The sequence below is a fragment of the Pseudonocardia sp. genome (assembly GCF_050250275.1).
Lineage (GTDB): Bacteria > Actinomycetota > Actinomycetes > Mycobacteriales > Pseudonocardiaceae > Pseudonocardia.
In genome coordinates, this window is the sequence record NZ_JBFWOY010000036.1 from 31,718 (window position 1) to 57,068 (window position 25,351).

At 73.4% G+C, this 25,351-nt stretch carries 23 protein-coding genes; 12 read left to right on the plus strand and 11 right to left on the minus strand.

What is annotated here, in order from left to right:
* Nucleotides 1–38: 38 nt before the first annotated feature.
* Entirely contained in the window at nucleotides 39–1,637 is a 1,599-nt protein-coding gene (locus AB7F12_RS26535; RefSeq protein WP_428500175.1) for a serine/threonine-protein kinase, read from the plus strand.
* A 22-nt stretch (nucleotides 1,638–1,659) separates the two neighbouring features.
* Here AB7F12_RS26535 and AB7F12_RS26540 read toward each other — a convergent pair whose 3' ends face one another.
* The 5 genes from AB7F12_RS26540 to AB7F12_RS26560 all read right to left on the minus strand — a co-directional run bounded on the left by AB7F12_RS26540 (nucleotide 1,660) and on the right by AB7F12_RS26560 (nucleotide 10,769).
* Nucleotides 1,660–3,552, minus strand: a complete 1,893-nt coding sequence (locus AB7F12_RS26540; RefSeq protein ID WP_428516961.1) for a S9 family peptidase — start codon at nucleotides 3,550–3,552, stop codon at nucleotides 1,660–1,662.
* Nucleotides 3,553–5,334: an N-acetylglutaminylglutamine amidotransferase gene (locus AB7F12_RS26545; RefSeq protein ID WP_428500177.1), complete on the minus strand. Its 1,782-nt coding sequence runs from the start codon at nucleotides 5,332–5,334 to the stop codon at nucleotides 3,553–3,555.
* Nucleotides 5,335–5,355: 21 nt separating this feature from the next.
* A complete protein-coding gene (locus tag AB7F12_RS26550; protein ID WP_428500178.1) occupies nucleotides 5,356–7,917 on the minus strand; it encodes a glutamate--cysteine ligase in 2,562 nt (853 codons plus the stop codon).
* Nucleotides 7,918–8,202: 285 nt separating this feature from the next.
* Nucleotides 8,203–8,961 carry an MBL fold metallo-hydrolase gene (locus AB7F12_RS26555; RefSeq protein ID WP_428500179.1) on the minus strand — a complete coding sequence of 253 codons (759 nt, stop codon included), beginning with the start codon at nucleotides 8,959–8,961 and terminating at the stop codon, nucleotides 8,203–8,205.
* A 407-nt stretch (nucleotides 8,962–9,368) separates the two neighbouring features.
* Nucleotides 9,369–10,769 (minus strand): hypothetical protein, encoded by a 1,401-nt coding sequence (locus AB7F12_RS26560; protein WP_428500180.1) that lies wholly within the window; start codon nucleotides 10,767–10,769, stop codon nucleotides 9,369–9,371.
* A 434-nt stretch (nucleotides 10,770–11,203) separates the two neighbouring features.
* On the opposite strand from AB7F12_RS26560, the gene AB7F12_RS26565 reads away from it, so the two are divergent.
* A complete protein-coding gene (locus AB7F12_RS26565; protein ID WP_296143147.1) occupies nucleotides 11,204–11,755 on the plus strand; it encodes a DUF937 domain-containing protein in 552 nt (183 codons plus the stop codon).
* Nucleotides 11,756–11,817: 62 nt separating this feature from the next.
* Here AB7F12_RS26565 and AB7F12_RS26570 read toward each other — a convergent pair whose 3' ends face one another.
* Nucleotides 11,818–12,486 carry a DUF429 domain-containing protein gene (locus AB7F12_RS26570; protein WP_428500181.1) on the minus strand — a complete coding sequence of 223 codons (669 nt, stop codon included), beginning with the start codon at nucleotides 12,484–12,486 and terminating at the stop codon, nucleotides 11,818–11,820.
* A 17-nt stretch (nucleotides 12,487–12,503) separates the two neighbouring features.
* Here AB7F12_RS26570 and AB7F12_RS26575 point away from each other — a divergent pair, with 17 nt between their 5' ends.
* From AB7F12_RS26575 to AB7F12_RS26585, 3 genes are all read left to right on the plus strand, one after another.
* Entirely contained in the window at nucleotides 12,504–12,977 is a 474-nt protein-coding gene (locus tag AB7F12_RS26575; RefSeq protein ID WP_428501416.1) for an RpiB/LacA/LacB family sugar-phosphate isomerase, read from the plus strand.
* 3 nt (nucleotides 12,978–12,980) lie between these two features.
* Complete coding sequence (locus AB7F12_RS26580) at nucleotides 12,981–13,817, plus strand: Fpg/Nei family DNA glycosylase (protein ID WP_428501415.1); 837 nt, start codon at nucleotides 12,981–12,983, stop codon at nucleotides 13,815–13,817.
* A 131-nt stretch (nucleotides 13,818–13,948) separates the two neighbouring features.
* Nucleotides 13,949–14,755 (plus strand): Fpg/Nei family DNA glycosylase, encoded by an 807-nt coding sequence (locus tag AB7F12_RS26585; protein WP_428501414.1) that lies wholly within the window; start codon nucleotides 13,949–13,951, stop codon nucleotides 14,753–14,755.
* A 139-nt stretch (nucleotides 14,756–14,894) separates the two neighbouring features.
* Here the strand turns inward: AB7F12_RS26585 and AB7F12_RS26590 are convergent, their stop codons facing one another.
* A complete protein-coding gene (locus AB7F12_RS26590; protein WP_428501413.1) occupies nucleotides 14,895–15,677 on the minus strand; it encodes a hypothetical protein in 783 nt (260 codons plus the stop codon).
* 116 nt (nucleotides 15,678–15,793) lie between these two features.
* On the opposite strand from AB7F12_RS26590, the gene AB7F12_RS26595 reads away from it, so the two are divergent.
* Nucleotides 15,794–16,573, plus strand: a complete 780-nt coding sequence (locus tag AB7F12_RS26595) for an HAD-IIA family hydrolase (protein WP_428501412.1) — start codon at nucleotides 15,794–15,796, stop codon at nucleotides 16,571–16,573.
* Nucleotides 16,574–16,817: 244 nt separating this feature from the next.
* Here the strand turns inward: AB7F12_RS26595 and AB7F12_RS26600 are convergent, their stop codons facing one another.
* Nucleotides 16,818–17,816 (minus strand): DUF6925 family protein, encoded by a 999-nt coding sequence (locus AB7F12_RS26600; RefSeq protein WP_428501411.1) that lies wholly within the window; start codon nucleotides 17,814–17,816, stop codon nucleotides 16,818–16,820.
* Between the two features lie 110 nt (nucleotides 17,817–17,926).
* Between AB7F12_RS26600 and AB7F12_RS26605 the strand changes: the two genes are divergently transcribed.
* From AB7F12_RS26605 to AB7F12_RS26620, 4 genes are all read left to right on the plus strand, one after another.
* Nucleotides 17,927–18,106 (plus strand): hypothetical protein, encoded by a 180-nt coding sequence (locus AB7F12_RS26605; RefSeq protein ID WP_428501410.1) that lies wholly within the window; start codon nucleotides 17,927–17,929, stop codon nucleotides 18,104–18,106.
* A gap of 200 nt (nucleotides 18,107–18,306) precedes the next feature.
* Complete coding sequence (locus AB7F12_RS26610) at nucleotides 18,307–19,167, plus strand: HalD/BesD family halogenase (protein WP_428501409.1); 861 nt, start codon at nucleotides 18,307–18,309, stop codon at nucleotides 19,165–19,167.
* 2 nt (nucleotides 19,168–19,169) lie between these two features.
* Nucleotides 19,170–20,930, plus strand: coding sequence for a choline/carnitine O-acyltransferase (locus AB7F12_RS26615; protein ID WP_428501408.1), 1,761 nt, complete (start codon nucleotides 19,170–19,172; stop codon nucleotides 20,928–20,930).
* Complete coding sequence (locus tag AB7F12_RS26620) at nucleotides 20,923–21,801, plus strand: class I SAM-dependent methyltransferase (RefSeq protein ID WP_428501407.1); 879 nt, start codon at nucleotides 20,923–20,925, stop codon at nucleotides 21,799–21,801. Before AB7F12_RS26615 ends, AB7F12_RS26620 begins: the two co-directional genes overlap by 8 nt.
* Here AB7F12_RS26620 and AB7F12_RS26625 read toward each other — a convergent pair.
* Both AB7F12_RS26625 and AB7F12_RS26630 read right to left on the minus strand, forming a co-directional pair.
* On the minus strand, nucleotides 21,746–22,681 hold the full coding sequence (locus tag AB7F12_RS26625) for an RNA polymerase subunit sigma-70 (RefSeq protein WP_428501406.1): 936 nt from the start codon (nucleotides 22,679–22,681) through the stop codon (nucleotides 21,746–21,748). The genes AB7F12_RS26620 and AB7F12_RS26625 overlap by 56 nt on opposite strands.
* A 43-nt stretch (nucleotides 22,682–22,724) precedes the next feature.
* Nucleotides 22,725–23,459 carry a DUF899 domain-containing protein gene (locus AB7F12_RS26630; protein ID WP_428501405.1) on the minus strand — a complete coding sequence of 245 codons (735 nt, stop codon included), beginning with the start codon at nucleotides 23,457–23,459 and terminating at the stop codon, nucleotides 22,725–22,727.
* Between the two features lie 79 nt (nucleotides 23,460–23,538).
* Between AB7F12_RS26630 and AB7F12_RS26635 the strand changes: the two genes are divergently transcribed.
* Both AB7F12_RS26635 and AB7F12_RS26640 read left to right on the plus strand, forming a co-directional pair.
* The gene (locus AB7F12_RS26635; RefSeq protein ID WP_428501404.1) at nucleotides 23,539–23,673 is read left to right on the plus strand and encodes a hypothetical protein; all 135 of its coding nucleotides are present in this window, start codon (nucleotides 23,539–23,541) and stop codon (nucleotides 23,671–23,673) included.
* Between the two features lie 91 nt (nucleotides 23,674–23,764).
* The gene (locus tag AB7F12_RS26640; protein ID WP_428501403.1) at nucleotides 23,765–24,586 is read left to right on the plus strand and encodes a class II aldolase/adducin family protein; all 822 of its coding nucleotides are present in this window, start codon (nucleotides 23,765–23,767) and stop codon (nucleotides 24,584–24,586) included.
* Between the two features lie 9 nt (nucleotides 24,587–24,595).
* Here AB7F12_RS26640 and AB7F12_RS26645 read toward each other — a convergent pair whose 3' ends face one another.
* Nucleotides 24,596–25,348, minus strand: a complete 753-nt coding sequence (locus AB7F12_RS26645) for an AraC family transcriptional regulator (RefSeq protein ID WP_428501402.1) — start codon at nucleotides 25,346–25,348, stop codon at nucleotides 24,596–24,598.
* Nucleotides 25,349–25,351: the final 3 nt, after the last annotated feature.

Here is a 25,351-nt window from a genome sequence, read left to right on the forward strand (position 1 = left end):
GTCGGAAGCTGAACCGCGACCCTCCACGCTGGAGTTCGATGAGCCCGCCCGAGTCCGATATCCGCCCCGAGAACTCCACGGTCCGGCGGATCGGGAACCGGTACAGGCTCGACGAGCGCATCGCCGCCGGAGCCATGGGCGCGGTGTGGCGCGGCACCGACGAGCTGCTGAACCGCACGGTTGCGCTCAAGGAGCTGCTCGCTGCCGCGTCGCCCGGTGAGGAGGACACCCTCGAGGAGTCGCGGCAGCGGATCCTGCGCGAGGGCCGGATCGGTGCACGGCTGCAGCACGCGCACGTCATCAGCATGTTCGACGTCGTGGTGCACGACGACCGGCCGTGGCTCGTCATGGAGTACCTGCCGTCGCGCTCGTTCGCGGCGGTCCTGGCCGAGAAGGGCCCGATGGCGCCGCGTGAGGCCGCGGCCGTCGGGGAGCAGGTGGCCGACGGGCTGGCGGCCGCGCACGCGGCGGGGGTCGTGCACCGCGACGTGAAGCCCGGCAACGTGCTCATCGCCGAGAACGGCACCGCCAAGATCACCGACTTCGGCGTCTCCCGCGCGGTCGACGACGTGCAGCTCACCCGCACCGGCATGATCGCGGGCACCCCGGCGTTCCTTGCGCCGGAGATCGCGCGTGGCGGCCAGCCGACGCCGGCGTCCGACGTGTTCGCGCTCGGCGCCACGATCTACACCGCCGTCGAGGGGCTGCCCCCGTTCGGCCTCGACGACAACGCATACGCGTTGCTGCACAAGGTCGCCACGGGTGCGGTGAACCCGCCCTCGTCGGCGGGCGAACTCGCCCCGGTGCTGTCGACGCTGCTGGCGCCCGACCCCGCGAACCGGCCCACCGCCGGGCAGGCGCGGGCCGCGCTCGCCGCCGTCGCCGCCGGGCGTGAGCCGTCGGGGCTGCCCGCGGGCACCGCGTTCGCCGTCGGTGAGGACGCCGACCCCGAGGCCACCCGCCCGGCCACCGCGTCGGTCGCCCCCGCGGTCGTCCCGCCCGCCGCGACGCCGACGCTGACCGCCCCGCCGCCCGTGCCCCCGGCCGCAGCCCCGGCCCCGGCCGGGCCGTCGGGCGGTGGCCCGGACGACGCCGGCGGACGTCGCCGCCGCCCACTGGTCATCGCCGTCGTCGCCGTGCTCGCGGTCCTCGTCGTCGCCGCGGGCGTGATCATCGGGCTGGTCCGGTCGTCGGGCGGCCCGCAGGAGCCCGGCGCGCTGGGCGGCACGTCGACGGTGTCGGCCACCCCGCCGAGCGGCGCCGCGCCCACCACCACCACCACCACCACGCCGCCACCGCCGCCGACGACGACCCCGACCACCCCGGGCTCGGGGATGGCGTCGGTGGAGTTCGTGCAGCAGTACTACGGGATGCTGCCCGGCAACGTCGACGGCGCCTGGAACCTGCTCGGCCCGGACGCCCAGGCCGCATCCGGGGGGTACGACCGGTTCAAGGCGTTCTACTCCGGCCTGAGCAAGGTGTGGGCCGAGACGCTGCGCGCCGTCGACGCCGACACCGTGACGGCGACGATCGTGTTCCTGCGCCCCGACGGCACGACGACCCGCGAGCCCTACCGGTTCGAGGTGTCCGGCGGCCCGGGCTCGCAGAAGATCGAGTCGTTCACCAAGACCGGCTGAGCGAGGGGCGGGCGCACCCGGGTCAGGCCGTCCGGGTGCTCGCCTCGGACAGGTGCCCGCCCACCCAGCTCACGACCTCGCGCACGAACACCGCGCGGTTGCCCAGGTCGTGCACCTCGTGGCCCTCGTCGTCGAAGAACAGGTAGGAGTGCGGGACACCCCGCTCGCGCAGCGCAGCGACGACCTGCTCCGGCTCGCACACCGGGACGTTGGTGTCGTGGCGGCCGTGCACCACCAGCAGCGGCGCGGTGAGCCGGTCGATGAGGTGGATGGGCGAGAGCCGCCGCAGCAGTTCGGCGTCGGTGCGCGGGTCGCCGTACTTGGTCGTCGCGGCCTCGGCGATCCACGGCTCGGTCCGGGCGTAGAACGTCTCGAGGTCGGCCATGCCGCACACGTCGACACCCACGCGGAAGAGGTCCGGGTAGCGCACCAGCGCGGCCAGCGTCAGGTAGCCGCCGTAGGAGCGCCCGGCGACGCCGATCCGGGCGGGATCGGCCAGCCCGGACCGCGACAGGAAGTCGACGACGGCGCGCACGTCGTCGATCGCGGCGAAGCGCAGGGCCACGTCGTCGGCACGGGAGAACGCCTGCCCGAACCCGGCGGAGCCGCGCACGTTGGGCGCGAACACCGCGATCCCGGCCGCGGCCAGGGCCTGGAACAGCGGCTGGAAGACGGGTCGCTCCTGCGCCTCGGGGCCACCGTGCAGCCACACCAGCGTCGGCGTCGCGCCCAGGGTGCCGCGGGGGCGGAAGAGCCAACCGGTCAGGGTGAGGCCGTCGTCGGCGCGGAACTCGTGCAGCGTCGGCGTGACCAGCAGGTCGGGCGCGTCGTCCTCGTCGTCGGGTGCCGGGGGGAGGACCGCGTCCGCCTCGGTGCCGGGCAGCCCGTCGACCAGCGGCACCAGCGACAGGTGCGGCGCGACCGTCGGACCCTCGCTGGCCAGCAGCAGCCCCCCGCCGTCGCGGGTGAACGCCGCATCGGTGACGACGTCGCCCGCCGCATCGGGCAGCGGTGACAGCATGCCGCTGCGCAGGTCGAGCATCTCCGCCTCGCTGCGGCCGTCGACGTTCCACACCAGGACCGCGCGGGCACCGGCCGGGTCGAGCGCGACGAGATCGAGGTCGTCGTGCGAACGCTCGGCCACCGGCGACGCGATCCCCGGCCGGCCCGCGTTCAACGGCACCGCGAGCAGTGCCGGACGGTCACGGCCGGCGTCGGTGTGCAGGTAGACCATGCCGCCGGTGACGCCGAAACGGGCGTCGGCGACCGTCGCGCCACCGGGGACGAGCTCGACGCGCACCCCGGTGCGCAGGTCGACCAGCTCCAGCCGGCGGTCGCCGCGGCGGCCATGGCGCACCACGACGCGGTGCCCATCGCCCGACACCGCGCACACCACCGCGGCCGGCCCGGACGCGAGCACCGTCGACGTGCCGTCGCGCAGGTCGACCAGGCACGCCTGGCCCTCGCCGCGGCCCTCGCCGTAGATCGTGACGCCCAGGTGCGACCCGCTCGGCGACCACGAGCCCAGCACCACCGCGGCCGCGCCGGGCGCGATCTCGTGGCGGCGGGCGCCGTCGGGGGACACCAGCAGCACGCGGGTGCGCTCACCGCCGCCGGGCGCGAGCTGGCAGGCCAGCCACGAGCCGTCGGGCGACCAGGCGACACCGTCGACGTCGGCGGCCGGCAGGTCGGGATCGTCGAGATCGGTGGGGACGAACCCGTGCGGCTCGACGACCGACCCGGCGTCGAGCTCGCCGACGTAGAGCCGGGGCCGTCCGTCGCGGTCGCAGATCCAGGCCAGCGACCGGCCGTCGGGACCCGGACGGGGTGCCCGGTACGACGCGGCACGCAGCACGTCCCCGGCCGGTCCGATGTCGGCCACGAGACGCTCCAGGCGACGATCCGCCAACGTCATCTACACCCCCCTCTCCTGCAGCCACATCTCCAGCAGCGCCACCTGCCACAACGCGTTGGAACCCAGGTTGGTGCGCTGTGTGTTCGGGTCGGTCAGCATGGCCTCGAGCCAGTCGCCCCGGACCAGCCCCCGCGCCTTCGCCACCGGGTCGGTGACGGCGTCGCGGACCCGCTCCAGGAACGGCCCCTCGAGGTGCCTGATGGCCGGTACCGGGAAGTATCCCTTCGGCCTGTCGATCACCGCGTCCGGGACCACCCCGCGCGCCGCCTCCTTGAGCACGCCCTTGCCCCCGTGGGCGAGCTTGAGCTCCGGCGGGCACGCCGCGGCCAGCTCGACGAACTCGTGGTCGAGGAACGGCACCCGCGCCTCCAGCCCCCACGCCATCGTCATGTTGTCGACGCGTTTCACCGGGTCGTCGACGAGCATCACCGTGCTGTCGAGGCGCAGCGCGGCGTCGAGGGTGTCGGTGGCGCCCTCCCGGGCGAAGTGCTCCGCGACGAACTCCCGGCTCGGGTCGTGGTCGAGCAGCCACTCCGGCTCGAGGATCGACGCCAGGTCGGCGTGCGGGCGGTCGGTGAACACGCGGGCGTACTCGTCGACGGCCCGCTCCCGCGGCACCCCCGCCAGCGGCGGGTACCAGTTGTAGCCGGCGAGCACCTCGTCGGCACCCTGCCCGGACTGCACGACGGTGACGCTCTTCGCGACCTCCTCCGACAACAGGTGGAACGCGACGCAGTCGTGGCTGACCATGGGCTCGGCCATGGCCGCGATCGTGTGGTCGACCGCCGGGAGCATCCGCGCGGGGTCGACGAGGATCTTCCGGTGGTCGGTGCCGAACTCGGCGACGACGCGGTCGGAGTAGCGGAACTCGTCGCCCGCCTCGCCGCCCGCGGCGTGGAAGCCGACGCTGAACGTCTTCAGCCCGGTCTGGCCCTCCTGCGCGAGCAGCCCCACGATCAGCGACGAGTCCAGCCCGCCCGAGAGCAGCACCCCGACGGGGACGTCGGCGACCATCCGCCGCCGGACCGCGGTCCGCAGTGCCTCCAGGACCGCGTCGCGCCAGTCGGCCGCGCTCATCCCCGTGTCGGCCGGTCGGCGTTCGTGGCGCGGTGACCAGTACTCGCGGTCGGTCGTCGTGCCGTCGGCGAGGATCGTCCGTACTGTCGCGGGCGGCAGCTTCCGGATGCCCGTGAGGATCGTGCGCGGCGCCGGGACGACCGAGTGGAACGTCATGTAGTGGTGCAGCGCAACAGGGTCCACGCAGGTGTCGACGTCCCCGCCCGCCAGCAGCGCCGGCAGCGACGACGCGAACCGCACCCGCCCCGGCCGCTCCGCGGTGTACAGCGGCTTGATCCCCAGCCGGTCGCGGCCGAGCACGACGGTGCCCGAGTCCCGCTCGTGGACGGCGAAGGCGAACATCCCGTGGAAGTGCTCGACGCAGCGGTCGCCCCACCGGTGGTAGGCCTTGATCAGCGCCTCGGTGTCGGAGTCGGAGAAGAACCGGTAGCCGTGCCCCTCCAGCTCCGCGCGCAGCTCCCGGAAGTTGTAGATGCAGCCGTTGAACACCGCGGCCAGCCCCAGCTCGGGGTCGACCATCGGCTGCGCGCCCCGCTCCGACAGGTCGATGATCTTCAGCCGCCGGTGCCCCAGTGCGACCGGCCCCGCCGCGTGGATGCCGTGCCCGTCCGGGCCACGGCGCGCCAACGCGTCGGTGATCCGCGCGACGGCTGCCACGTCGGCGCCCCGGCCGTCGAACCGGATCTCGCCGGCGATCCCGCACATGCCCGTCTCCTTGCCTCGTGCCTACCGCAACACCCAGGTGTCCTTCGCGCCGCCACCCCGCGACGAGTTGACGACGAGGCTGCCCGCCGGCGCAACCCTCGACAGCGCCGCCGGAGCCACGTCCACCCGCGTCCGATCGCCCACCCGCGACTGGAACGCGAAGACCCGCAGGTCGACGGCCCGCGGCTGCAACGCCGACCCCGTGAACGTCGGATGCGTCGACAACTGGACGAGCTCCTGGGCGACCCAGCCCTCCGGACGGGCCCGGATCGCCGCCGCCGCGTCCGCCAGCTCCGCCCGCGTCGCGTCCGGCCCGATCACGATGCCGTTCCCGCCGTACCCGTCCACCGGCTTCACGACGAGCTCGCCCAGCCGGTCGAGCACCTCCGCCCGCTGCCGCGCGTCGGCACACGAGTAGGTGGGCACGTTGTCCAGCAACGGTTTCTCACCCAGGTAATAGTCGATCATCGCCGGCACGTACGCGTAGACGAGCTTGTCGTCGGCGACACCGTTGCCCGGCGCGTTGCACAGCCGCACCGTCCCCGACGCCGCCGCGCGCAACAACGCCCGCCCGATCGGCCGCTCGTCGGCACCCGTCGCGTCCAGCAGATCCTGCTCGTCGAGACGCCGGTACAGCGCCGACAGCCGGCGCCGCCCACCCGGCCCCACCGCGAACACACCCTCGCGGGTCACCTGCAGGTCCCGCGGCGTCACCACCGGCACACCCATCCGGTCGGCCAGCAACGTGTGCTCGAACCACGCCGGATCCACCGGACCCGACGACAGCAGCGCCACCTCGTCGGCACCCGCCGCGACCGGGTCGGCCACCGCCGACAGCAACGCCGCCTTCAGCATCCGCGGCACGTCGTCCACCCCGACCACACCCGCAGGCGGCTCCAGGTCCGGCAGCACGCTGCGCACCAGCCGCCGCGAGATGATCGAGAACCCGATCCCCGACGGCACCCGCAGGTTGTCCTCCAGTACGAACCAGCGGTCCGCCCTGTCCCGCACCAGGTCGATCCCCGCGACACTGATCCGCACCGCGTCCGCCGGCATCACCGCACCCGTCCGGCTGCGCCCCGGCGCCCCGTCCACCACCCGCGCCGGCACCACCCCGTCCGCCACGATCTCCCGCGGCCCGTACACGTCGCGCACGAACCGCTCCAACGCCCGCACCCGCTGCGCCAGCCCCGCCGACAGCACCGACCAGTCCTCGGCCGTCACGATGCGCGGCACCAGATCCAGCGGGAACAGCCGGTCCGGCTCGTCGCCCACCCGGAACGTCACCCCGCGCGCCCGCTGCTCCGTCCGCAACGCCGACTCCGCCGCCGTCATCCCGCGCGGCCCCAACCTGTCGAGCACCCGGAACATGAAGCCGTAGTGCGGCAGCACCTGCCCGCCCTCCGACACCGCCTCGTCGAACGCCGACGGCCGGTACCCGCCCAGCAGCGCGGGCGGGGGAGGAGCCACCGGGACCGCGACCCCCGTCGGCGCCCGGCCCTGCGTCGTCTCCACCAGGCCGTCGACGATGTCGACCAGCTCACCGCGCAACCCGAACGCCCGCCGCTGCCGCGCCGCCGCACTGCCCCGCGCCAACGTCTGGCGCGACAGCTCCAGCACCTGCTCCCAGTCGCCCGCCGCCTCCAGGTGCCCCCGCAACGAGTCGACCAGCTGCCCCACCAGCAGCGCCGGCGACACCAGCGCCGGACCCACCAGCTCGACCAGGTCGCCCTCCAGACCCGACCGCGCCGCCCGCCAGTTCGCCGACCGCAGCAGCTCGTGGCGCGCCTGGGGCAAGGGCAGTCCCGCCCGCGCCTCCTCGCTCGCCCGCGCCACCAACGCCCGGAACAGGCCTGCGATCAGCACCACGTCGTCGACGTCCGGGCAGGCGTCGCACACCCGCAGCTCCACTGTCGGCAGATGGGCGCTGGGCCGGATGTCGAAATAGACCATCCCCGGGTCGCTGATCGTCCCCGAGGAGATCAGGTCCTCGACCATCCGGTCGTAATCGTCAGCCGTCTCCACGTCGCCCGGCGGGCCCGCCGTCGGCCACCGCGACCACACCATCGACCGGTAGCTCGCGTACCCCGTGTCCTCGCCCCGCCAGTACGGCGAGCTCGCCGAGATCGCCAGCAGCACCGGCAGGTGCGGCGCGACCCGGCGCACCACCTGCACCGCCATGTCCCGGTCCGGGACGTCGACGTGCACCTGCGCCCCGCAGATGTGCTGCTCGCGCACCAGCATCTGGTACTCGTGCTGCATCCGCTCGTACCGGGCGCCCGCCGAGATGTCCGTCCCCGACAGCTCGACCAGCGGCACCGTCCCCGAGGCGACCACCCCCAGCCCCAGCGGGTGCGCCACCTTCTCCAAGGTCCCCCGCAGCCGCTGCACGTGCTCGCGCAGCTCGTCGAGCGTCCGGCACGGCGGCGTGTTCGTCTCGACGAGGGAGCGCTGCAGCTCCGGCGCGAACTCGTCGCCGGCCAGCTTGCCGAGCAGCGCGTCGACCTCCGGTGCGGCGCGGCGGGTCTCCAGGTCGACGACGTGGAACTCCTCCTCGACGCCGATCTGAGGCAGGTCGCTCATCGCCCAGACGGTAGGGGTCCGCCGTGACGAACACATGTCCGAGACGTCACCTCCGCCCGCGCGTCGTAGCGCGCCGGCGTGTCGGTTGCGCCGTTCGGCCGCACACGACCCTGTCGGGCCGACCGTTGTGCGCTGCCGGGCCGGGGCCTGGTGCGTGGTCGCCGAGCGTGTGATCAGCGAGCGCCGCGCGCGCGGGTGACCCGCTCGGGTCCGGCCGCGCCGCCGAACGTGTGATGAGCGCGGTCCGCGTGCGCTGGTGACACGCTCGGGTCGGACGGTGCGGGTTCAGGCCGGCCACGGGACGTTCGGGAACGGGGAGCGCGCCTGCGCTCCTGCGGGGTCGAGCTCTCCGCGGCCGACCGCCACGCACAGCGCGGCCACCTCTGCCAGCCCGTCGCGCTGCGCCTCGACCTCCGGCCGCGACATCGGATCGCCATGGCCCGGCACGAACGTCGACGCCCCGAGCCCGAGCAGCCGGGTGACCGTCGCCGGCCAGTCCGCGACCACCGCGTCCCCGAAGTCCGGGGGAGCGCCCTGCTCGACGAGATCGCCCGCGAACACCACGTCCCCCGCGACGGCGACGACGTCGTGGTCGGTGTGCCCGCGCCCCGGGTGCAGCAGCGTCACGGTGCGGCCGCCGAGGTCGACATGCAGCTCCGGATCGACGGTCGGCTCCGGCAGCGGTGGATCGGTCGCGGCCAGGGCGTCGGCCGTCGCGTCGTCGCCACGCTCCCGGTAGTACCGGGTCCACTCCCGGCGCTGTGCCGCAGCGGTCTCGACGATCGAGGCCCGGCACCGCGGATGCGCGTGCACGGCGCCGGACGGGAACGAGCCCGTCCCGAAACAGTGGTCGAAGTGCGCGTGCGTGATCGCGACGACCATCGGCAGTGCCGTCACCTCCCGGACCGCCGCGTACAGCCGGGAGCCCTGCGCCGAGTCGCCCGCGGTGTCGACGACCAGCGCCCGCTCGCCGCCGACCACCAGCCCGGTGGTGAGGTCCAGCTCCTCGTGCCGCCGGGCCAGCACCCCGTCTCCGACCTCCACCCACCGGTCCATCACCGCCCCAGTCTGCCGGGCCTCCCGGCCGAGCTCTCGGGGATGATCGTGGCCGCCACAGGTAGGGCCCGCGCGGCGCAGTCCACTGCTCGGCGGCTCCAGCTCGGCGGGCCTCGGGGTGATCATCGTTCGTGGCGGTTCGGCGTAGGATCCGTCGCTCAGGCGCCAGGAACGGCGATCACGGGGTCAGGGGGCGGCCGGGGGTCGTCGTGATCGGCGTGCCCGGGACCTGGGCAACGCACCCGTCGCTGATGTCCCGGCTTCGATGATCACTCCCGCGTCGACCGGCGCAACCCACATCACCCCGGCACCGGCTCCGTGACCCCCGAGTGCACGAACGGCCCTTTCCCGCAATCGAGCTGCAGGCAAGGGCCGTTCGTGCAACAGGGAAGGGTTCAGCCGACCGGCACCTCACCGGGGCTCGCGGGCACGACGGGAGCGGTGGTTGTCGGCACCACGGGCACGGTCTGCGGCACGACCGGCGGCGCCTGCGGAACGACCCCCGCGGTCTGGGGCACCACCGGAGCGGTCGGCGGAACCGCCGGCGCACCCGGCACCGCCGGAGCACCCGGGACTGCCGGAGCACCCGGGACGACGGCCGTGCCGCTGCCCGGCACACAGTCGGCAGGTGCGGCGGGCGCGGGCGGGGTCGTGGGCGGCACCTGCTCGGTGTCGGCGGAGTCGTCGTCGGACGAGGAGGACGAGGAGGACGAGTCCGGGTCGGCCGGGGTCGGCTGCGTGCCGCCGCTCCAGTCGGACAGGACCCGCAGCTTGTTCCACGGGATCGACTTGAGGCCGACGTAGTCGCCGGACAGCCCGGCCTTCTCGTAGGCGTCGGAGTCCGGCGCGTACTCCGCGATGAACGCCATCCGCGCACCGCCGTTGTCGCCGACGTACGCGCCGTAGGTCTGCAGCGCCTTGGCGATGGTCTTCTCGCCGGGGCTGATGCCGGGGATGGCGTCGACGTCGACGCTCGGGTCGAGCTGGACGCGGGCGCCCTCGGGGATCGGGGAGCCTGCACCGTCCATGTTGGAGCCGTCGGTCTTGGTCGCCGGGTAGCGGACCTCCTTCGGTTTGACGACGTTCGTCGAGAAGAACAGCGCGTGCGGGATGTGCCCGTCGGCGATCTCCTCGGCACGGACGACGGAGGCGTAGCGGGCGATGCCGGCGCCGGTGGAGGAGCCGTTGTGCTCGCGGCCGTCGCCGTCGAAGGGGACGGCGGCGCCCCAGTTGGCGCGCAGCCCGTTGCCGGACTTCTCGGTGACCCACAGGTTGACGACGGTGTTGGACTTCTCGTCGGCGATCGCGACGTGGCCGTCGGAGCCCGGCGGGATCTTCAGGTCGGGCGGCACGGGCACCTTCAGGCCGGCGAGCGGGTCGGGTCCCCAGTTCTCCGACACGGGGATGGCGGAGCGGGGTGCGTCGTCGGGGATGTCGTCGGGGTCGACGAGGGCGACGCCGAAGTCGCCGGTGTTGAGGATGTGGTCGCCGGAGGAGAGCTCCTCGGCCATCGCCGACGACTGGGGGTCGAGCTTCGCGCCGTCGGGGATCGGGTCCCAGAGCCAGTCGGCCTTCTGGAAGAACGGCCGCTTCGTGACGATCGCGGTGCCGGGGCAGGCGGCGGCACCGGGGACGGTGGCGCTCCCGGCGCCTGCTGAGGAGCCGCCCGCGCAGGCGGGTGCGGTGACGGCGGCGGGGGTGGGGCAGGCCGCGGGGTCCACAGGGGTGGTGGTGACCGCGGGGGCGAGGCCGGCGGTCACCAGGGCGGTGGCGGCGGCGAGGACGGTCAGGCCCATCGGGTCACCTCCGCGGGACACGCGGTGGGGACAGGGGCGGTCGGCCGGGCACGGCGCGGCCCGCGGTCTATGGTGAGCATGGCAAGGCCCCTTTGTGGCAGGAGGGGAGAAGCCCCGGTTCGTCCGGGGCGCTGTCGTCGTCAGGGGTGCGACCCTGTCGACGGTGCGACGTGACGACGGGGCGGTTCTTGGCGGAACCGTCCCGTCTCGCATTTCCGAGCGCCTGTGCGGACCTCCCGGGGTGTGACGGGTGGTGCTTGTGTTGTCGGTGGGACCGTATCCCCATTCGGGCTCTCGTGGTCACTTCTCGGAGTCGCACCACCCACATCGGGCGCGATAGGCCCTCGTCCGGGTGACGACATCGTGGGACCGCGTTTGAGGACGGGCACGCGGAGTGTCTGCTTCGGACGCGGATTCGGCGCTACGCTCCGGCCATGAGTCCGGTGGACGAGATCCTGTCGCAGATCCCCTTGAGCGACCTCGCGGCCCAGCTGGGCACCGACGAGGCCACGGCCGAGCAGGCGACGCGGCAGGCGCTGCCCGCGCTGTTGGGCGGAATCCAGGCCAACACCGACGATCCGGGTGGCGCGTCGTCGTTCGCCCAGGCGGTCGATCAGCACAGCAGCTCGCTGATCGACGGCGGGGTGAACCTGAACGATGTCGACACGAACGACGGTCAGAAGATCGTCGGCCACGTGTTCGGCGCGAACCAGGACCAGGTGATCAACCAGCTGTCGCTGGGCGGCGCCGGGGGCAGCGGGCTGATCGGCAAGCTGCTGCCGCTGCTGGCGCCGATCGTCATGTCCTATCTGGCCAAGAAGATGGGCGGCGGCGCGGCCGCGGGCGGTGCGGCGGCGGGCGGCGGGCTGGGCGACCTGCTCGGTGGTCTCCTCGGCGGCGGTGGCGGCCAGGCCGGGGGCGGCGCGCTCGGCGGTGGACTTGGCGACCTGCTCGGCGGCCTGCTCGGCGGCGGCCGCAAGGAATGACCTGGTAGGGCTCGTGAGCGGTAATAGTCGCTATAGCGACTATTACCGCGCACAGGGTCGGGTCAGACCGCCACGAACATCGGGCGGCCGCGGTCGTCGTGTTCCGGGCCGAGGACGTCGGCCTCCCCACGCGCCCAGCGTCGGGCCGACCAGGCGGCGGCGAGGGCGTCGAGGATGTCGTCGAGGCGGGCGCCCATGGGTAGGTCGACGAGCGCGACGGCCGGGTCGAGCCATCGTGCGAGCGCTGCGATGCGTTGTCCCGCACCGCGTGCGGTCTTCTTCGACGTGAACGCGACGTCGGGGGCGAGCGTGCGCAGTGACAGCTCCGGGTGCACCTCGACGACGTGCGCCGGACGGTCGGTGACGGCATCCCAGTCGAGGATGCGCGGCGCGATGTGGAAGGTCTGCAGGCTGATGGCCTTGCCCGTCAACGCCCGTGCGCGCACGCAGGCCGTCGGGTGGTCGGGCGCGGTGAGGACCTCCCGCGGCGGCGCCGGGAACACCGACGAGCGGGCCTTCCCGAGCCGGCGCGCGGTGGCGTCGTCACACTCCCGGCGTCCGGCGGTGGCGTGCACACCGAGCGGGATGTCGACGCCCACCGCCGCGCACCCGGCCGTCACGTCCAGGACGGCGGCGGCGTCGGGCACCACGTCCCAGCGGACCGCCCCCGGGCGCACGCGGGCGACCACCCAGCCACCCGGCGCCCCGTCGACCCCCGCGACCTCCACCATGGGGCAGGATTCTCCCCGTGCGCGTGTATCTCGGATCTGACCATGCCGGTTTCGAGCTCAAGGCCGTGCTGATCGAGCACCTGTCGGGTGCCGGTCACGAGGTCGTCGACGTCGGGGCCCTGGCCTACGACGCGCAGGACGACTACCCGGCGTTCTGCCTGGAGACGGGCCGCCGTGTCGTCGCCGACGAGGGCTCGCTGGGCGTCGTGCTCGGCGGTTCGGGCAACGGCGAGCAGATCTCGGCCAACAAGGTTCCGGGCTGCCGCGCGGCCCTGGCCTGGAACGTCGAGACGGCGACGCTGGCGCGCGAGCACAACAACGCGCACGTCGTCGGCATCGGCGCCCGGATGCACTCCGAGGACGAGGCGAAGGCGATCGTCGACGCGTTCGTGAACACCCCGTTCTCGAACGAGCCGCGCCACCAGCGCCGCATCGACATCCTGGCCGAGTTCGAGAAGGACCACGACTACCCGCCGCTGCCGAGCGCCTGACCGGTGCCGGAGGGTCACACGCTGCACCGGCTGGCGCGGCGGCACGGACGGCTGTTCGGCCGCGCGCCGGTGCGGGTGAGCAGCCCGCAGGGGCGGTTCGAGGCGTCGGCGGCGTTGCTCGACGGCGCTGTCCTCACCAAAGCCGACGCGCACGGCAAACACCTGTTCCACCGCTACGGCCGCGACCGGGTGGTGCACGTCCACCTCGGGCTGTACGGCACGTTCGACGAGACGGAGCTGCCCGAGCCGGGTGGCGCGCCGCCGGAGCCGCGCGGGCAGGTGCGGATGCGGATCGTCGGCGCCACGCACTGGGCCGACCTGCGGGGCCCCACGGCGTGCGAGCTGATCACCGACGCCGAGGTGCGTGTCTTGCGGTCGAGGCTGGGCCCGGACCCGCTGCGCCGTGACGCCGACCAGGACCTGGCGTGGGCGCGGATCGGCCGCTCGGCGTCGCCGTTGGCGACGTTGCTGATGGACCAGAAGGTCGTCGCCGGGGTGGGGAACGTGTACCGGGCGGAGCTGCTGTTCCGGCACGGCATCGACCCGCAGCTGCCGGGGAAGGCGTTGTCGCGGGCGACGTGGGACGCGATGTGGGTCGATCTCGTCGCCCTGATGCGCGACGGGGTGCGCAAGGGCCGGATCGACACGGTCGCGCCGGAGCACGATCCGCGGCGGCGCGGTGAGCCGGGGCGCAAGGACCGGCACGGCGGCGAGGTCTACGTGTACCGGCGGCAGGGAATGCCGTGCCTGGTGTGCGGGACGCCGGTGCTCACGGCCGAGCACGCCGCGCGCAACCTGTTCTGGTGCCCGACGTGTCAGCCCGCCGTCGGCCGCCCCTGAGGCGTCGCCACGCAAGGACCGCGCCGACGTCGACGTGACGCTGGTCCCGACCATGATCGAACCAGCTCGACGTCGAATTCGGGGCGGGTGTTCGTCGCGCGCTTCGGCCAGCGAGCAGGCAGGGTCGACGCATGCCCGAGGGCCACACGATCCACCGCCTCGCCCGGCTGCACCGTCGACGGTTCGGCGGGCAACCGGTCGCGCTGTCGAGCCCGCAGGGCCGCTTCGCCACCGACGCCGAGCTCGTCGACGGGCGGGTCCTGGAGTCGGTCGACGCGCACGGCAAGCACTTGTTCCACCGCTACGGCCCCGACCTCGTCGTGCACGTGCACCTCGGCCTGTACGGCCGGTTCGCGAGCCGGAAGCTTCCCGCGGAACCGCCGCGGGGCCAGGTCCGGATGCGGCTGCTCGGCCCCTCGCACTACGCCGACCTGCGCGGTCCCGCGATCTGCGAGCTGTTGACCGACGGCGAGGTCGCCGCGGTCCACGACCGGCTGGGCGCGGACCCGCTGCGCGCCGACGTCGACCCGGAGCGGGCCTGGGCGCGGATCGGGAGGTCGCGGTCGCCGATCGCGACGTTGCTGATGAACCAGCAGGTCGTCGCCGGCGTGGGCAACGTGTACCGGGCGGAGGTGCTGTTCCGCCAGGGTGTACACCCGCAGACGGCGGGTCGCGATCTCGGCCGGGAGCGGTGGGACGCGATCTGGGCCGACCTCGTCGACCTCATGGCCGACGGCGCGCGGCGTGGGAAGATCGAGACGTTGCGGCCCGAGCACGACCCGCGGCTGCTGGAACCTGCGGACCGGGGCGCGGTGTGTGCGAAAACCGTCTACGCCTACCGGCGGACGGGCCGGCCGTGCCTGCAGTGCGGGACACCGATCGCGCACGCGACCCACGCTGCGCGGAACCTCTTCTGGGGCCCGACCTGCCAGGCCTGACGCAGTCGGGCCGGCCCAGAAGATCGTCGACCGGCCCAGGGTTCGAACACCGGGCCGGCCGACGGGGAATCCGGACGAGTCCGGTTGCATGAGGGTCGGAGGCCGCGGTGCCGCCGACAGGGGTTGGAGTACCCCAAGATCAGAAGTCGAAACCTCCGCCACCGCCGAAGTCGCCACCGCCGAAGTCGCCGCCGCCGAAGTCGCCCCCGAAGTCCTGGCCACCGGCGTCGCCACCGAAGTCGCCGCCGTCGCCACCCCCGTCGCCGTAGTCGCCGCCGTCGGCGGCCATGCCGTCGGCGTATCCGTCGGCGTAGGCGACCCCGGACATCCCGGAGAACATGGCGCTGAACAGCATCATCGAGCCCAGGCCCCACGCGCCGGCCACGAGCGCGGGCTTCCACCACGGCTCGGAGTACCAGCCCGCCGGGACCGGACGCCCGGCGACGTTGCCGCCCGGGTAGTAGTGCGAGTTGCGGTCGGACGGGTTCGGCGAGGCGCTGTAGGAGTGGCCCTCGACCTCGACGTCACGGTCCTCGGAGACGGCACCCGCACGCTGCTGGCCGGGCAGCGGCGGCAGCTCGGGGCCGGGGTCGATGCCCATCGCCGTCCGGGCCGCGCGCACGTAGTAGAGGCCCTCGTAGGCGGTCTCGGTGACCTGACGGCACTGGGCCGCGGTGCGGGCCTGCTCCATCTGCGAGCCGGCGGCGTTGTAGCGCTCGGACGCGTCGGCCATGGCCTGCTTGGAGGCCTCGTCGGTACCGACGAGGTTGAGAACCTGACCGCCGAGGCGTTCGACCCAGCGGCGGGCCTCGGCTTTGGCGTCCTCGAGCTCACGGGCCTGGGACGCGGAGCGCTGCCGCACGAGCCAGACCCCGCCGGCGACGATCGCCACCAGGATGATGATGGTCACGACCGTGCCCATGAGCCCCTCCTCGTCGTGGGTCCGCCGTCGGCGACCCGATCCTACGAATGGAACGGACGAGACGGGACGATCGTTCCCGGACAGCCGAGCGGGAGCATCGGGCCTACGCTGCGCGGATGTCCGAGACGAGGCCCGTCGAGGCGTGGATGACCGACATGGACGGCGTCCTGATGCACGAGGGTCGGCTGATCCCCGGTGCCGACGCCTTCGTGTCGCGGCTGCGCGAGTCCGCCACCCCGTTCCTGGTGCTGACGAACAACTCGATCCACACACCGCGCGACCTGCGGTTCCGGTTGCTGCGCACGGGGATCGACGTGCCGGAGGAGGCGATCTGGACCTCCGCGCTGGCCACGGCGTCGTTCCTGGAGGGGCAACGACCGGCGGGGACGGCGTTCGTCGTGGGCGAGGCGGGGCTGACGACGGCGCTGCACGAGATCGGGTACGTCCTCACCGACCGGGACCCCGACTACGTGGTGCTGGGGGAGACGCGCACCTACAGCTTCGAGGCGGTGACGACGGCGATCCGGCTCGTCGCGGCCGGTGCCCGGTTCGTCGCGACCAACCCCGACCCGACCGGCCCGTCGGCGGAGGGGCCGCTGCCCGCGACGGGTGCGGTGGCGGCGCTGGTCAGCAAGGCGACCGGGGTGCAGCCGTACTTCGTCGGGAAGCCCAACCCGCTGATGATGCGGGCCGCCCTCAACCGGCTCGGGGCCCATTCGGAGACGACCGTCATGGTCGGCGACCGGATGGACACCGACGTCGTCGCCGGCCTGGAGGCCGGGATGCAGACGGTGCTGGTGCTCACCGGGATCACGCAGGCCGTCGACGTCGAGCGGTTCCCGTACCGGCCGGGGCGCGTCGTCGACTCGATCGCGGATCTCGTGCACGAAGTGTGACGGCGGCGACCGTCATGGTCGCCCGGTGGTCCACGCCGGCGGGCACGCCGGCGTGGACCGTGGGTGGTGGCGGGAGGGCACCAACCGACCCACGGACGGGCCGGTCGACCGTGCCATCCGCGATACCACCAGCGCACCGCGGATTCAGCATCCGATCTGGGCTTTCCCGTCCGCCGATGCACTCGGTGAAGCGCTGCTGTTCGTTAGCGCGACCGGCGCGGCCGGAGCGACGCGCCGTTGATGTTCAGCCGTCCGGATGCAGCAGACCGGCATCCGGCGGATGCCGTGCCCTCCAGACGTCCAGGGTGGGGGAGGGCCCGTCGGTGTGGAAAAGCTGACGCAGCGTCACGGCGACGGCGGCACGGGACGCGGGGTCGCGCGGCAGCATCGTGAGGTCGGGGCCGACGCCGGCGCGGACGGCGGCGATCGTCATGGCCTTGTGGGCGCCGGCGACGGGGTCGCCGAAGGCGTCGAGCAGCCGTTGGAACGCGGCGTGGCGGGTCTCGTCGAAGTCGACGGCGTGCCCGTTGGCGTTGGTGACCGGGTGCACGGGGTGCAGCGTCATGCAGGTGACGAGCCCGGGCCCGATCGGCGCGGTGCCGGGGTGGGTGTGCTCGGGGCGCAGCAGCTCGGGGCGGACGTGGGTGTGGGGGCCGTCGGAGGTGTCGGTGCCGGGCTGGGCGATGTGGGCGAACACCTCCACGCGACCACAGGCGCCGACGAAGACGCGGTGGGGGCTGCGGCGCACGAGCGTCGTGACGGTCTCGGAGTCGAGCGGTTCGCCGCAGGCGTCCTCGAGCAGGTCACGCAGGGCCGGGTCGGCGGTGCGGACGCACGCGTCGACGGTGGGGATGCCGAGGCCGAGGTCGTAGAGGATCGCGGCCCGGTCGCGGGGGCGGACGGCGTCGTCGTCGGGCCCGAGGCGGGTGACGACGCTGCGGTTGCCGCGCTTGGCGTCCTCGGCGGGCAGGCAGAACGAGATGGCGTGGTCCCAGCGCTGGCCCGGGCCCGACGGGGTCTCGTAGGCCACGACCTCGACACCGGCCGGCAGGTCGAGCCGCACCCCGCCGCGTGCGGTGACGACGCAGCGCGGGCCGCGTGCCGCGGGTTCGGCGGGGCGTCGCTGGAACTCGGCGATCGCGCCGCCGACGCCGACGGTCCACGTCGCGCCGGCGTCCGCGAGCTGGGACTCGATGAGGTCGGAGACGGGGTCGGCTGCGTCGGTGGCGTCCGTACCTGCCATCGGAAAAGCGTCGCAGTCAGGAGGTCTTCACGGCAAGCGGACGCCGACGACGACACGTCCGTCGCGTGGCGGACGGGCGAACTACACGGATGTGGTTACCATCGGATGTCATGGATGCCGGAAAGAGCGCGATCGGGTGGTGGACGTGCGTCCGCTGCGAGGTCGAGGCCGAGCTGCCCGGGATCGACGGCCTGGGCTTCCTGGTGCCGTGCCCGGAGTGCGGCGAGGAGATGACCGAGCAGTGGCTCTGGGACGGGGCGACGACCGCGTCGGCCCACTCCGCCGCCTGACCCGCGGGCCCTCCGTCGGTGCCGGGTCGCACCTGATCGACGGGCCAGGACCGACGGCGGCGCGCGCACCCCGCCTGACCTGCCGATCCCCGCGTCAGGCTCGGTCGAGTGCCCGCCAGGGCGGGCGATCACCGGCGAACTCGGGTTGCATTGACGCCCGGGGCTGTCGACGACGACGTCGGCGCCCGCGCGGAGGAGCGATGGGGTCCAGCCAGCGGCCGACGATCGAGCGCGTCATCGACACCGACCGGTTCCCGGTGGCGACACCGGGTGCGGGCCGCGACGCGGTGGTGGAGCGGGTCCGTCGTGACCTCGCCGTCGACGGCTGCAGCGTGCTCCCGGGGTTCGTCCGCCCCGGGGTCCGCGGCGTCCTGGAGGCCGAGGGCGCGGCCGCGGCGGGCTTCGCCCACCACGACGTCGAGATCGTCAACGTCTACAACACCGACCCGGACCCTGCCCTGTCGCCCGATCATCCCGCCCGGCGCACGACCGAGCGCGGCAACGCCTTCGTCGCACGCGACCGCATCCCCGCCGACGCCGTCGTCCAGCACCTCTACACCAGCACGGCGCTGCAGGAGTTCGTCGCCGCCTGCGTGGGACTGCCGCAGGTGTTCGAGCTCGCCGACCCGCTCGCCGGGCTGACGCTCAACGTCGTCGTCCCCGGCCGCGGGCACCCGTGGCACTTCGACACCAACGAGTTCACGGTCAGCATGGTGACCCGCGAACCTGAGGCGGGCGGGGTGTTCGAGTACTGCCCGGGCATCCGCTCGGCCGACGACGAGAACCTCACCGCCGTGACCGCGGTCCTCGACGGCGAGGGTGGCGACCTCGTGCGCCGGCTGCCGCTGCGCGTCGGTGACCTGCAGATCTTCGCCGGACGCTATTCGCTGCACCGGGTCACGGCGGTCGGCGGCGCCCACGCCCGGCACTCCGCGATCCTCGCCTACAGCGCGCGGCCCGGCGTCGTCGGCGCCGTCACGCGCACCCGGCAGCTGTTCGGCCGGGTCACCCCCGCCCACACCGACGCCGACCGCGTCCGTGTCGACTCGCTGATGGACTGACCGTGCGCACATTCGAGGCCGAGGACGCCTTGCCCCGGGTCCCGTTGCCGACGTTGGCCGACAGCTGCTCCCGCTTCCTCGACTGGTGCGCGCCGCTGCTGTCGGAGGCCGAGCGCGTCGCGACCCGGGAGGCCGTCGCCGGGTTCGCCCGCCCGGGTGGCGACGGGGAGCGCCTGCACGCGTCGTTGGTCGCCTACGACGCCACGCAAGGCGTGCACAGCTGGCTCGACACGTTCTGGCCCTACCGCTACCTGGGTCGCCGCGACCGGATCGCGCTGAACGCCAACTTCTTCTTCCTGTTCGAGGAGTCGCGGCTCGGGCAGGTGGACCGGGCGGCGGCGCTGGTCGAGGGGATCGTGTCCTACAAGGCGAGGATCGACGACGGATCGCTCGAACCCGCGCAGGGCCGCGGTGGGCCGCTGTCGATGGTGCAGCACCGCTACCTGTTCTCCTCGACGCGCATCCCCGGCGTCGACCGCGACTCCGCCCGCACCCCCTACAGCGACGCCCACCCGGGGCCGTCGCAGGCGCGCCACATCGTGGTCCTGTTGCGCGGCAACGTGTTCCGTCTCGACGTGATCGCCCCCGACGGGCGTCCGCACACCCGGGCCGAGATCGCCGCGGGGCTGCGCGCCGTGCAGGCGGCCGCGGTGCAGGGCGAGGGCGTCGGCGCGTTGACGACGATGGCGCGCGCGGACTGGGCCCGCGCCCGCGCACGGCTGCGCGCCCACGACCCGGCCGACGCGGCCGCGCTGGAGACGATCGAGTCGGCGCTGTTCTGCGTGTGCCTGGAGGACGAGATCCCCTCCTCGCCCCTCGCGGCCTGCGACGCGCTGCTGGCCGGGAACAGCGCGAACCGCTGGTTCGACACGGCCGTCTCGCTGATCGTGTTCGGCGACGGCACCGCCGGCTACAACGGCGAGCACTGCAACCTCGACGGCACGACGGTCATCGCGCTGCTCGACGCCGTCCTCGCGGCGACGGCCGACCTCGGCCCGGCCCCGGCCGCGGCGGACGTCCCGGACTTCGCGGCCGTGCCCTGGGTGCTCGACGAGGCGTTGCGCGCCACCGTGGCCGACGCCGCCAAGGCGTTCGCCGACTACGCCGCCGCCACCGCGACGACCACCGTCTCGCTCGACTTCGGCAGCGACCGGGCGAAGGCCCTCGGCATCTCCCCGGACGCGTTCGCGCAGCTGGTGTTCCAGGTCGCGCACCGGCGTGCGACGGGCCGGATCGGCGCCACCTACGAGTCGATCGCGACCCGGCACTTCCACCACGGCCGGACCGAGGCGATGCGCGTCGTCACCCCCGAGATCGTCGCGTTCACCGCCGCGATGGACGACCCGTCGGTACCGGCCCCGGTGCGTCGCGACGCCCTGCGTGCCGCTGCCGACGCCCATGTCCGCCGTGCCCGCGAGTGCCAGGGCGGGAAAGCACCGGAGCAGCACCTCTGGGAGCTGCAGATGATCGCGACCCGGCGCGGCGAACCGTCACCCGCGCTGTTCGACTCCCCGGGCTGGCGCATCCTGCGCGACGACCACCTCTCCACCAGCTCCGTGCCCTCCCCGCACGTGCGCTACTGGGGTTTCGGGTCGACGAGCACGCACTGCATCGGCGTCGGCTACGCCCTGATGCCCACCCGGTTCGACCTGTACCTGAGCACGCCGCGGTCGGTCGCCGCGGCGATGGAGGCGTTCGCCCGGGAGCTGCCCGTGGCGGTCGCCGAGATGGAAGCCCTGCTGGGGGAGGACAGCGATGGTTGACCCAGGTTCCGGAAAGGCCGACTTCACCGACATCTATTCACGCCCCGATCCGCGCGCCTACTTCTCGACGCTCGGCCCGCTCGACTACCAGGTGCCCCGGCACGCGGAACCCGTCGTCGAGGCGGTCCTCGACGCCCGTCCGGGTGCCACCGTCCTCGACGTGTGCTGCTCCTACGGCATCAACGCCGCGTTGCTGCGCGGGACCGTCGGCTACGACGACCTCGTCGCCCGTCACACCGACCCCGCCCGCGCCGGCCTGCCGTCGGCGCAGGTGGTCGCCGACGACGCCGCGTTCCACGCCGCACACCGTCACCCCGCGGGCCCGCACGTCGTCGGGCTCGACGCGTCGGCACCCGCCGTCGGCTACGGCACCGCGACCGGGCTGCTCGACGCCGGGTTCGCCGAGGACCTCGAGACCACCGAACCGTCGCCCGCGCTCACCGCGGCGCTCGCCGGCGTCGACGTGATCATGTGCACCGGCGGGATCGGCTACGTCGGCCCCGCGACGTTCCGGCGCCTCCTCGACGCCGCCGCCCACCCCGAGCGCATGTTCGTCGTCGCGTTCGTGCTGCGCGTCTTCGACTACGCCCCGATCGTCGACGTCCTCGACGGGTTCGGGCTGGTCACCGAACGAGTCCCCGCCGCGGCGTGCCGGCAGCGCCGGTTCGCCGACGCCGACGAACGCGCCGCCGCCTGCCGCGACGTGGCCGCCCGCGGCCTCGACCCCAGCGGGCACGAGGCCGCCGGCTGGTACCACGCCGAGTGCTTCCTCACCCGCCCGGCCGACGCCGCGCCGCCCCTGCCCGGAGTGCTCGTCACAGCGTCGCCGGCAGCCCGTGATCGGCGAAGTGCGACGGCCCGAACGTCGTGATCTCGGCGATCTTCCCGTCGACGATCCGCAGCACGTCGAGCTTGAACGGCACGTACTCGTCGGTGCCCGTGACGCGCAGGTAGCTCGCCGCCGCCGGCATCCGGTTGGCCGCGGTGGGCAGCAGCCGCCACTCGCCGTCGGTACCCGACGTCGCCCGCTCGAACAACGGCCACAGCTCGTCGAGGCCGTTGTACTCCATCGGGTACGGCGGCATCGTGACGCGGATGTCGTGACGCACCAGCGCCACCATCTCGTCCGGGTCGCCCGTGGTGTGCGCGCGGACGAACCGCTCCAGCAGCGCCTGTTCGTCCTCGGTCGGCGACGGCGCCTGCCACGACCCGTGATTCTCCGGGAGCCGCTCGCGCAGCGTCGCCCGCGCACGCTGCAGCGCGCTGTTGGCCGCCGGGACCGACATCTCCAGCAGGTCCGCGGTCTCGGCGGCCGACCACTCCAGCACGTCACGCAGCACCAGCACCGCCCGCTGCCGCGCCGGCAGCAGCTGGATCGCCGCGAGGAACGCCAGCCCGATCGTCTCCCGCGCGATCGCGACGACGTCGGGCCGCTCGGCGCTGGGCGCCACCGCGTCGAGCAGCTCGTCCGGATAGGGCTGCAGCCACGTCACCTCGGCCGGGCTCTCCGACCTCGGCGGCGTCCGCTTCTTGCGGCGCAGCACGTCCAGGCACGCGTTCGTCGCGATCTTGTAGAGCCAGGCCCGCAGGTTGGTCGCCTCGTCGAACGACTCGCGGGCCTTCCAGGCCCGCAGGAACGTCTCCTGCACCAGGTCCTCGGCCTCGTCGAACGAGCCGAGCATCCGGTAGCAGTGCACGTGCAGCTCGCGGCGGTGCTCCTGCATCCGCGCGGTGAAGGCGTCGTCGCTCATGTTCGTGTCAACGACGCGCGCGCCCGGAACTCATCGGTCGATCTCAGGAGGCGAAGTCCGGCTGGTTCGTCCGCGCGTGGTCGGCGCGGCCTGCCGGCTTCTCCCAGTCCTCCTGGCGGCCGAGCGCGGTGAGGTCGAGGAAGTAGTACGAGCCGCCCGTCGACTCCGCACCCCGCGCGTACTGCGAGTAGGTGTGGAAGACGCGGTCGCCGTCGCGCAGGAAGCAGCTGAGGCCGGGCATCTCGAACGGCTGCGCGTCACCCGTCCACGTCGGGCCGTACTCCGCGGCCGGACGGTAGTTGTACTCGGCGGGCTGCACCGACTCGTCGAGCGTGACGTGGAAGTCGTAGTTGAAGTCGCTTCCGTTCGACGAGTACCAGCGGAACGTCCAGCCCTTCTTCGCCTTGTAGCGCTCGATCTTGTCCAGCGGCGCCCGCGACACGTACGCGAGCGAGGTGTCGCGCGTCGCCAGGTGGTCGAGCAGGCCCTGCGACATCTCGTCGGCACCCGCCGAGCAGCTGGGGCAGCCGTCCTCCCACGACGGGTCGAACATGAAGTGCCCCACCATGAGCTGGCGGCGGCCCTCGAACATGTCGAGCAGGCCCACCTCGCCCTCGGGGCCGGTGAAGCGGTAGTCCTTCTCGATCTCGACCATCGGCAGCTCGCGGCGCATCGTGTTGAGCGCGTCGCGGGCGCGGGTCAGCTCCTTCTCCTTCACGAGCAGGTCCTTGCGGGCCGTCAGCCACTCGTCGCGGCTCGCGATCCGGGGCAGTGCCATCGTGTTCTCCTCTCGTCGCCACGAGTACCGACGACCCGGGCGCCGCGAACTCATCGGTGTCATGTGGTCTGCTTCGCGGGTGGAGACGGTGGAGGAGCTGTTCGAGACGCTCGTCGACGAGTTCGTGTCCCGCCCCGGCGTCACGCCCCCGGGCTCGACCGGCCGGTTCGGCCTCGCCGACGAGGCCTACCGCTTCGTGCGCACGACCCTGTGAGCGGTAATAGTCGCTATAGCGACTATCACCGCTCACGAGGGGTGCACACGTCGCTCTTGATTTCGGTCGGGGATCGGCGCACGGTCGGGACATGGCCGCGCCCGCTGAGACGACTCCCGCCGACACCATGGAGGCGTTCGAGCCCGGGCAGGAGGGCATCTCGCTGCCCCGCCCCCCGGTCTTCGCCACCAGCGCCGAGGAGCGCCGCCACCGCAAGGAGCAGGTCGCCGGGGCGTGCCGCATCTTCGGGCGCTTCGGGTTCGGCGAGGGCATCGCCGGGCACATCACCGCGCGCGACCCCGAGGAGCCGGACACGTTCTGGGTCAACCCCTTCGGGATGTCGTTCCGGCACGTCCGGGCCTCGGACCTGCTGCGTGTCGACCACACGGGCCGCATCCTGCACGGCAACCGGCCGGTCAACCGCGCGGGCTTCGTCATCCACTCCGCGATCCACGAGGCCCGTCCCGACGTCGTCGCCGCCTGCCACGCGCATGCCGTGCACGGCAAGGCCTGGTCGTCGCTGGGCCGGGTGCTCGACCCGATCACCCAGGACGCCTGCGCCCTCTTCGAGAACCACGTCGTCGTGACGGACGGCGCGGGTGCGGTCGTCATCGACGAGGAAGCCGGCCGGCGGCTGGCCGAGGGCCTGGGGGACAAGCGGGCCGCGATCCACCGCAACCACGGGATCTTCACCGTCGGCGACACCGTCGCAGAGGCGGCCTGGTGGTTCGTGCAGATGGAGCGCAACGCCCAGGCCCAGCTCATGGCCGAAGCCGCCGGCACCCCGACGCTGATCGACGTGGAGAACGCCCGCTTCACCCGCGAGCAGACCGGCAGCCCGTATGCCGGCTGGTTCTCCTTCCAGCCGCTGTGGGACGAGATCGTCCGCACCGACCCCGATCTCTTCGACTGAGCCCTGCGCTCATTCCGCCGCAGCGGCGGAACGGTGGGTGCCGGGGGTGTGGCCCATCGTCCGCGTGAAGGCGTCGACGAACGCGCTCGGCGTCGCCCAGCCGCACAGGTGCGCGGTCTCGGTGACGGTCGAGCCTTCAGCGAGGTGGATCATCGCGTGGAACACCCGGACAGCGGTGCGCCACTGCGGGTAGGTCATACCGAACTCGGTGCGGAAGAGCCGCGTCAACGTCCGGTCGCTCGTCCCGACCGTGCGCGCCAGCCCACCGAGGGACCGCGGGTGCACCAGGTCCTGCTCGACGATCCTGCAGGCGTCGGCGAGCCGGGCGTCGACGGGTGTGGGCAGCACGAGCGGCTGCACGACGGCGCGGCGCAGCCGGTCGGCCAGCACCGCCCGCAGCCGGCCCGCTTCGGGGCCGGGCAGGTCGGGCTCGGTGCAGGCGATCAGCAGCTCGCGCAGCAGCCCACCGACGGCCAGGACGGTCGGCGAGTCGTCGGGCAGCGGGGCGTCGTCGAGGGGGAAGCCGAGGGAATGCAGGGAGGCCTGCCCGTAGAAGCGGTGCTCGTGCCAGATGCCGGCCGGCACCCAGACGGCGCGATCGCTGGACGCCACCCAGGCGCCGCGGGCGGTGCTGATCGCCAGGACGCCGGTGCTGACGTAGATGAGCTGGTGGTCGTCGTGGCGGTGCCGGTCGATGACGTCGCCGGCCGCGTGCGCCTCGACCAGAGTCGGCGCGTTGGGGGAGTGGCGGATCTGCGACATCGA

Bases quoted from the DNA above. Each gene is read 5' to 3' on its own strand.
- AB7F12_RS26535 (WP_428500175.1), top strand. From the start codon at position 39: ATGAGCCCGCCCGAGTCCGATATCCGCCCCGAGAACTCCACGGTCCGG.
- AB7F12_RS26540 (WP_428516961.1), bottom strand. From the start codon at position 3,552: ATGACGTTGGCGGATCGTCGCCTGGAGCGTCTCGTGGCCGACATCGGA.
- AB7F12_RS26545 (WP_428500177.1), bottom strand. From the start codon at position 5,334: ATGTGCGGGATCGCCGGCGAGATCCGGTTCGACGGCCGGGGCGCCGAC.
- AB7F12_RS26550 (WP_428500178.1), bottom strand. From the start codon at position 7,917: ATGAGCGACCTGCCTCAGATCGGCGTCGAGGAGGAGTTCCACGTCGTC.
- AB7F12_RS26560 (WP_428500180.1), bottom strand. From the start codon at position 10,769: ATGGGCCTGACCGTCCTCGCCGCCGCCACCGCCCTGGTGACCGCCGGC.
- AB7F12_RS26565 (WP_296143147.1), top strand. From the start codon at position 11,204: ATGAGTCCGGTGGACGAGATCCTGTCGCAGATCCCCTTGAGCGACCTC.
- AB7F12_RS26570 (WP_428500181.1), bottom strand. From the start codon at position 12,486: ATGGTGGAGGTCGCGGGGGTCGACGGGGCGCCGGGTGGCTGGGTGGTC.
- AB7F12_RS26585 (WP_428501414.1), top strand. From the start codon at position 13,949: ATGCCCGAGGGCCACACGATCCACCGCCTCGCCCGGCTGCACCGTCGA.
- AB7F12_RS26590 (WP_428501413.1), bottom strand. From the start codon at position 15,677: ATGGGCACGGTCGTGACCATCATCATCCTGGTGGCGATCGTCGCCGGC.
- AB7F12_RS26595 (WP_428501412.1), top strand. From the start codon at position 15,794: ATGTCCGAGACGAGGCCCGTCGAGGCGTGGATGACCGACATGGACGGC.
- AB7F12_RS26600 (WP_428501411.1), bottom strand. From the start codon at position 17,816: ATGGCAGGTACGGACGCCACCGACGCAGCCGACCCCGTCTCCGACCTC.
- AB7F12_RS26605 (WP_428501410.1), top strand. From the start codon at position 17,927: ATGGATGCCGGAAAGAGCGCGATCGGGTGGTGGACGTGCGTCCGCTGC.
- AB7F12_RS26610 (WP_428501409.1), top strand. From the start codon at position 18,307: ATGGGGTCCAGCCAGCGGCCGACGATCGAGCGCGTCATCGACACCGAC.
- AB7F12_RS26620 (WP_428501407.1), top strand. From the start codon at position 20,923: ATGGTTGACCCAGGTTCCGGAAAGGCCGACTTCACCGACATCTATTCA.
- AB7F12_RS26625 (WP_428501406.1), bottom strand. From the start codon at position 22,681: ATGAGCGACGACGCCTTCACCGCGCGGATGCAGGAGCACCGCCGCGAG.
- AB7F12_RS26630 (WP_428501405.1), bottom strand. From the start codon at position 23,459: ATGGCACTGCCCCGGATCGCGAGCCGCGACGAGTGGCTGACGGCCCGC.
- AB7F12_RS26640 (WP_428501403.1), top strand. From the start codon at position 23,765: ATGGCCGCGCCCGCTGAGACGACTCCCGCCGACACCATGGAGGCGTTC.
- AB7F12_RS26645 (WP_428501402.1), bottom strand. From the start codon at position 25,348: ATGTCGCAGATCCGCCACTCCCCCAACGCGCCGACTCTGGTCGAGGCG.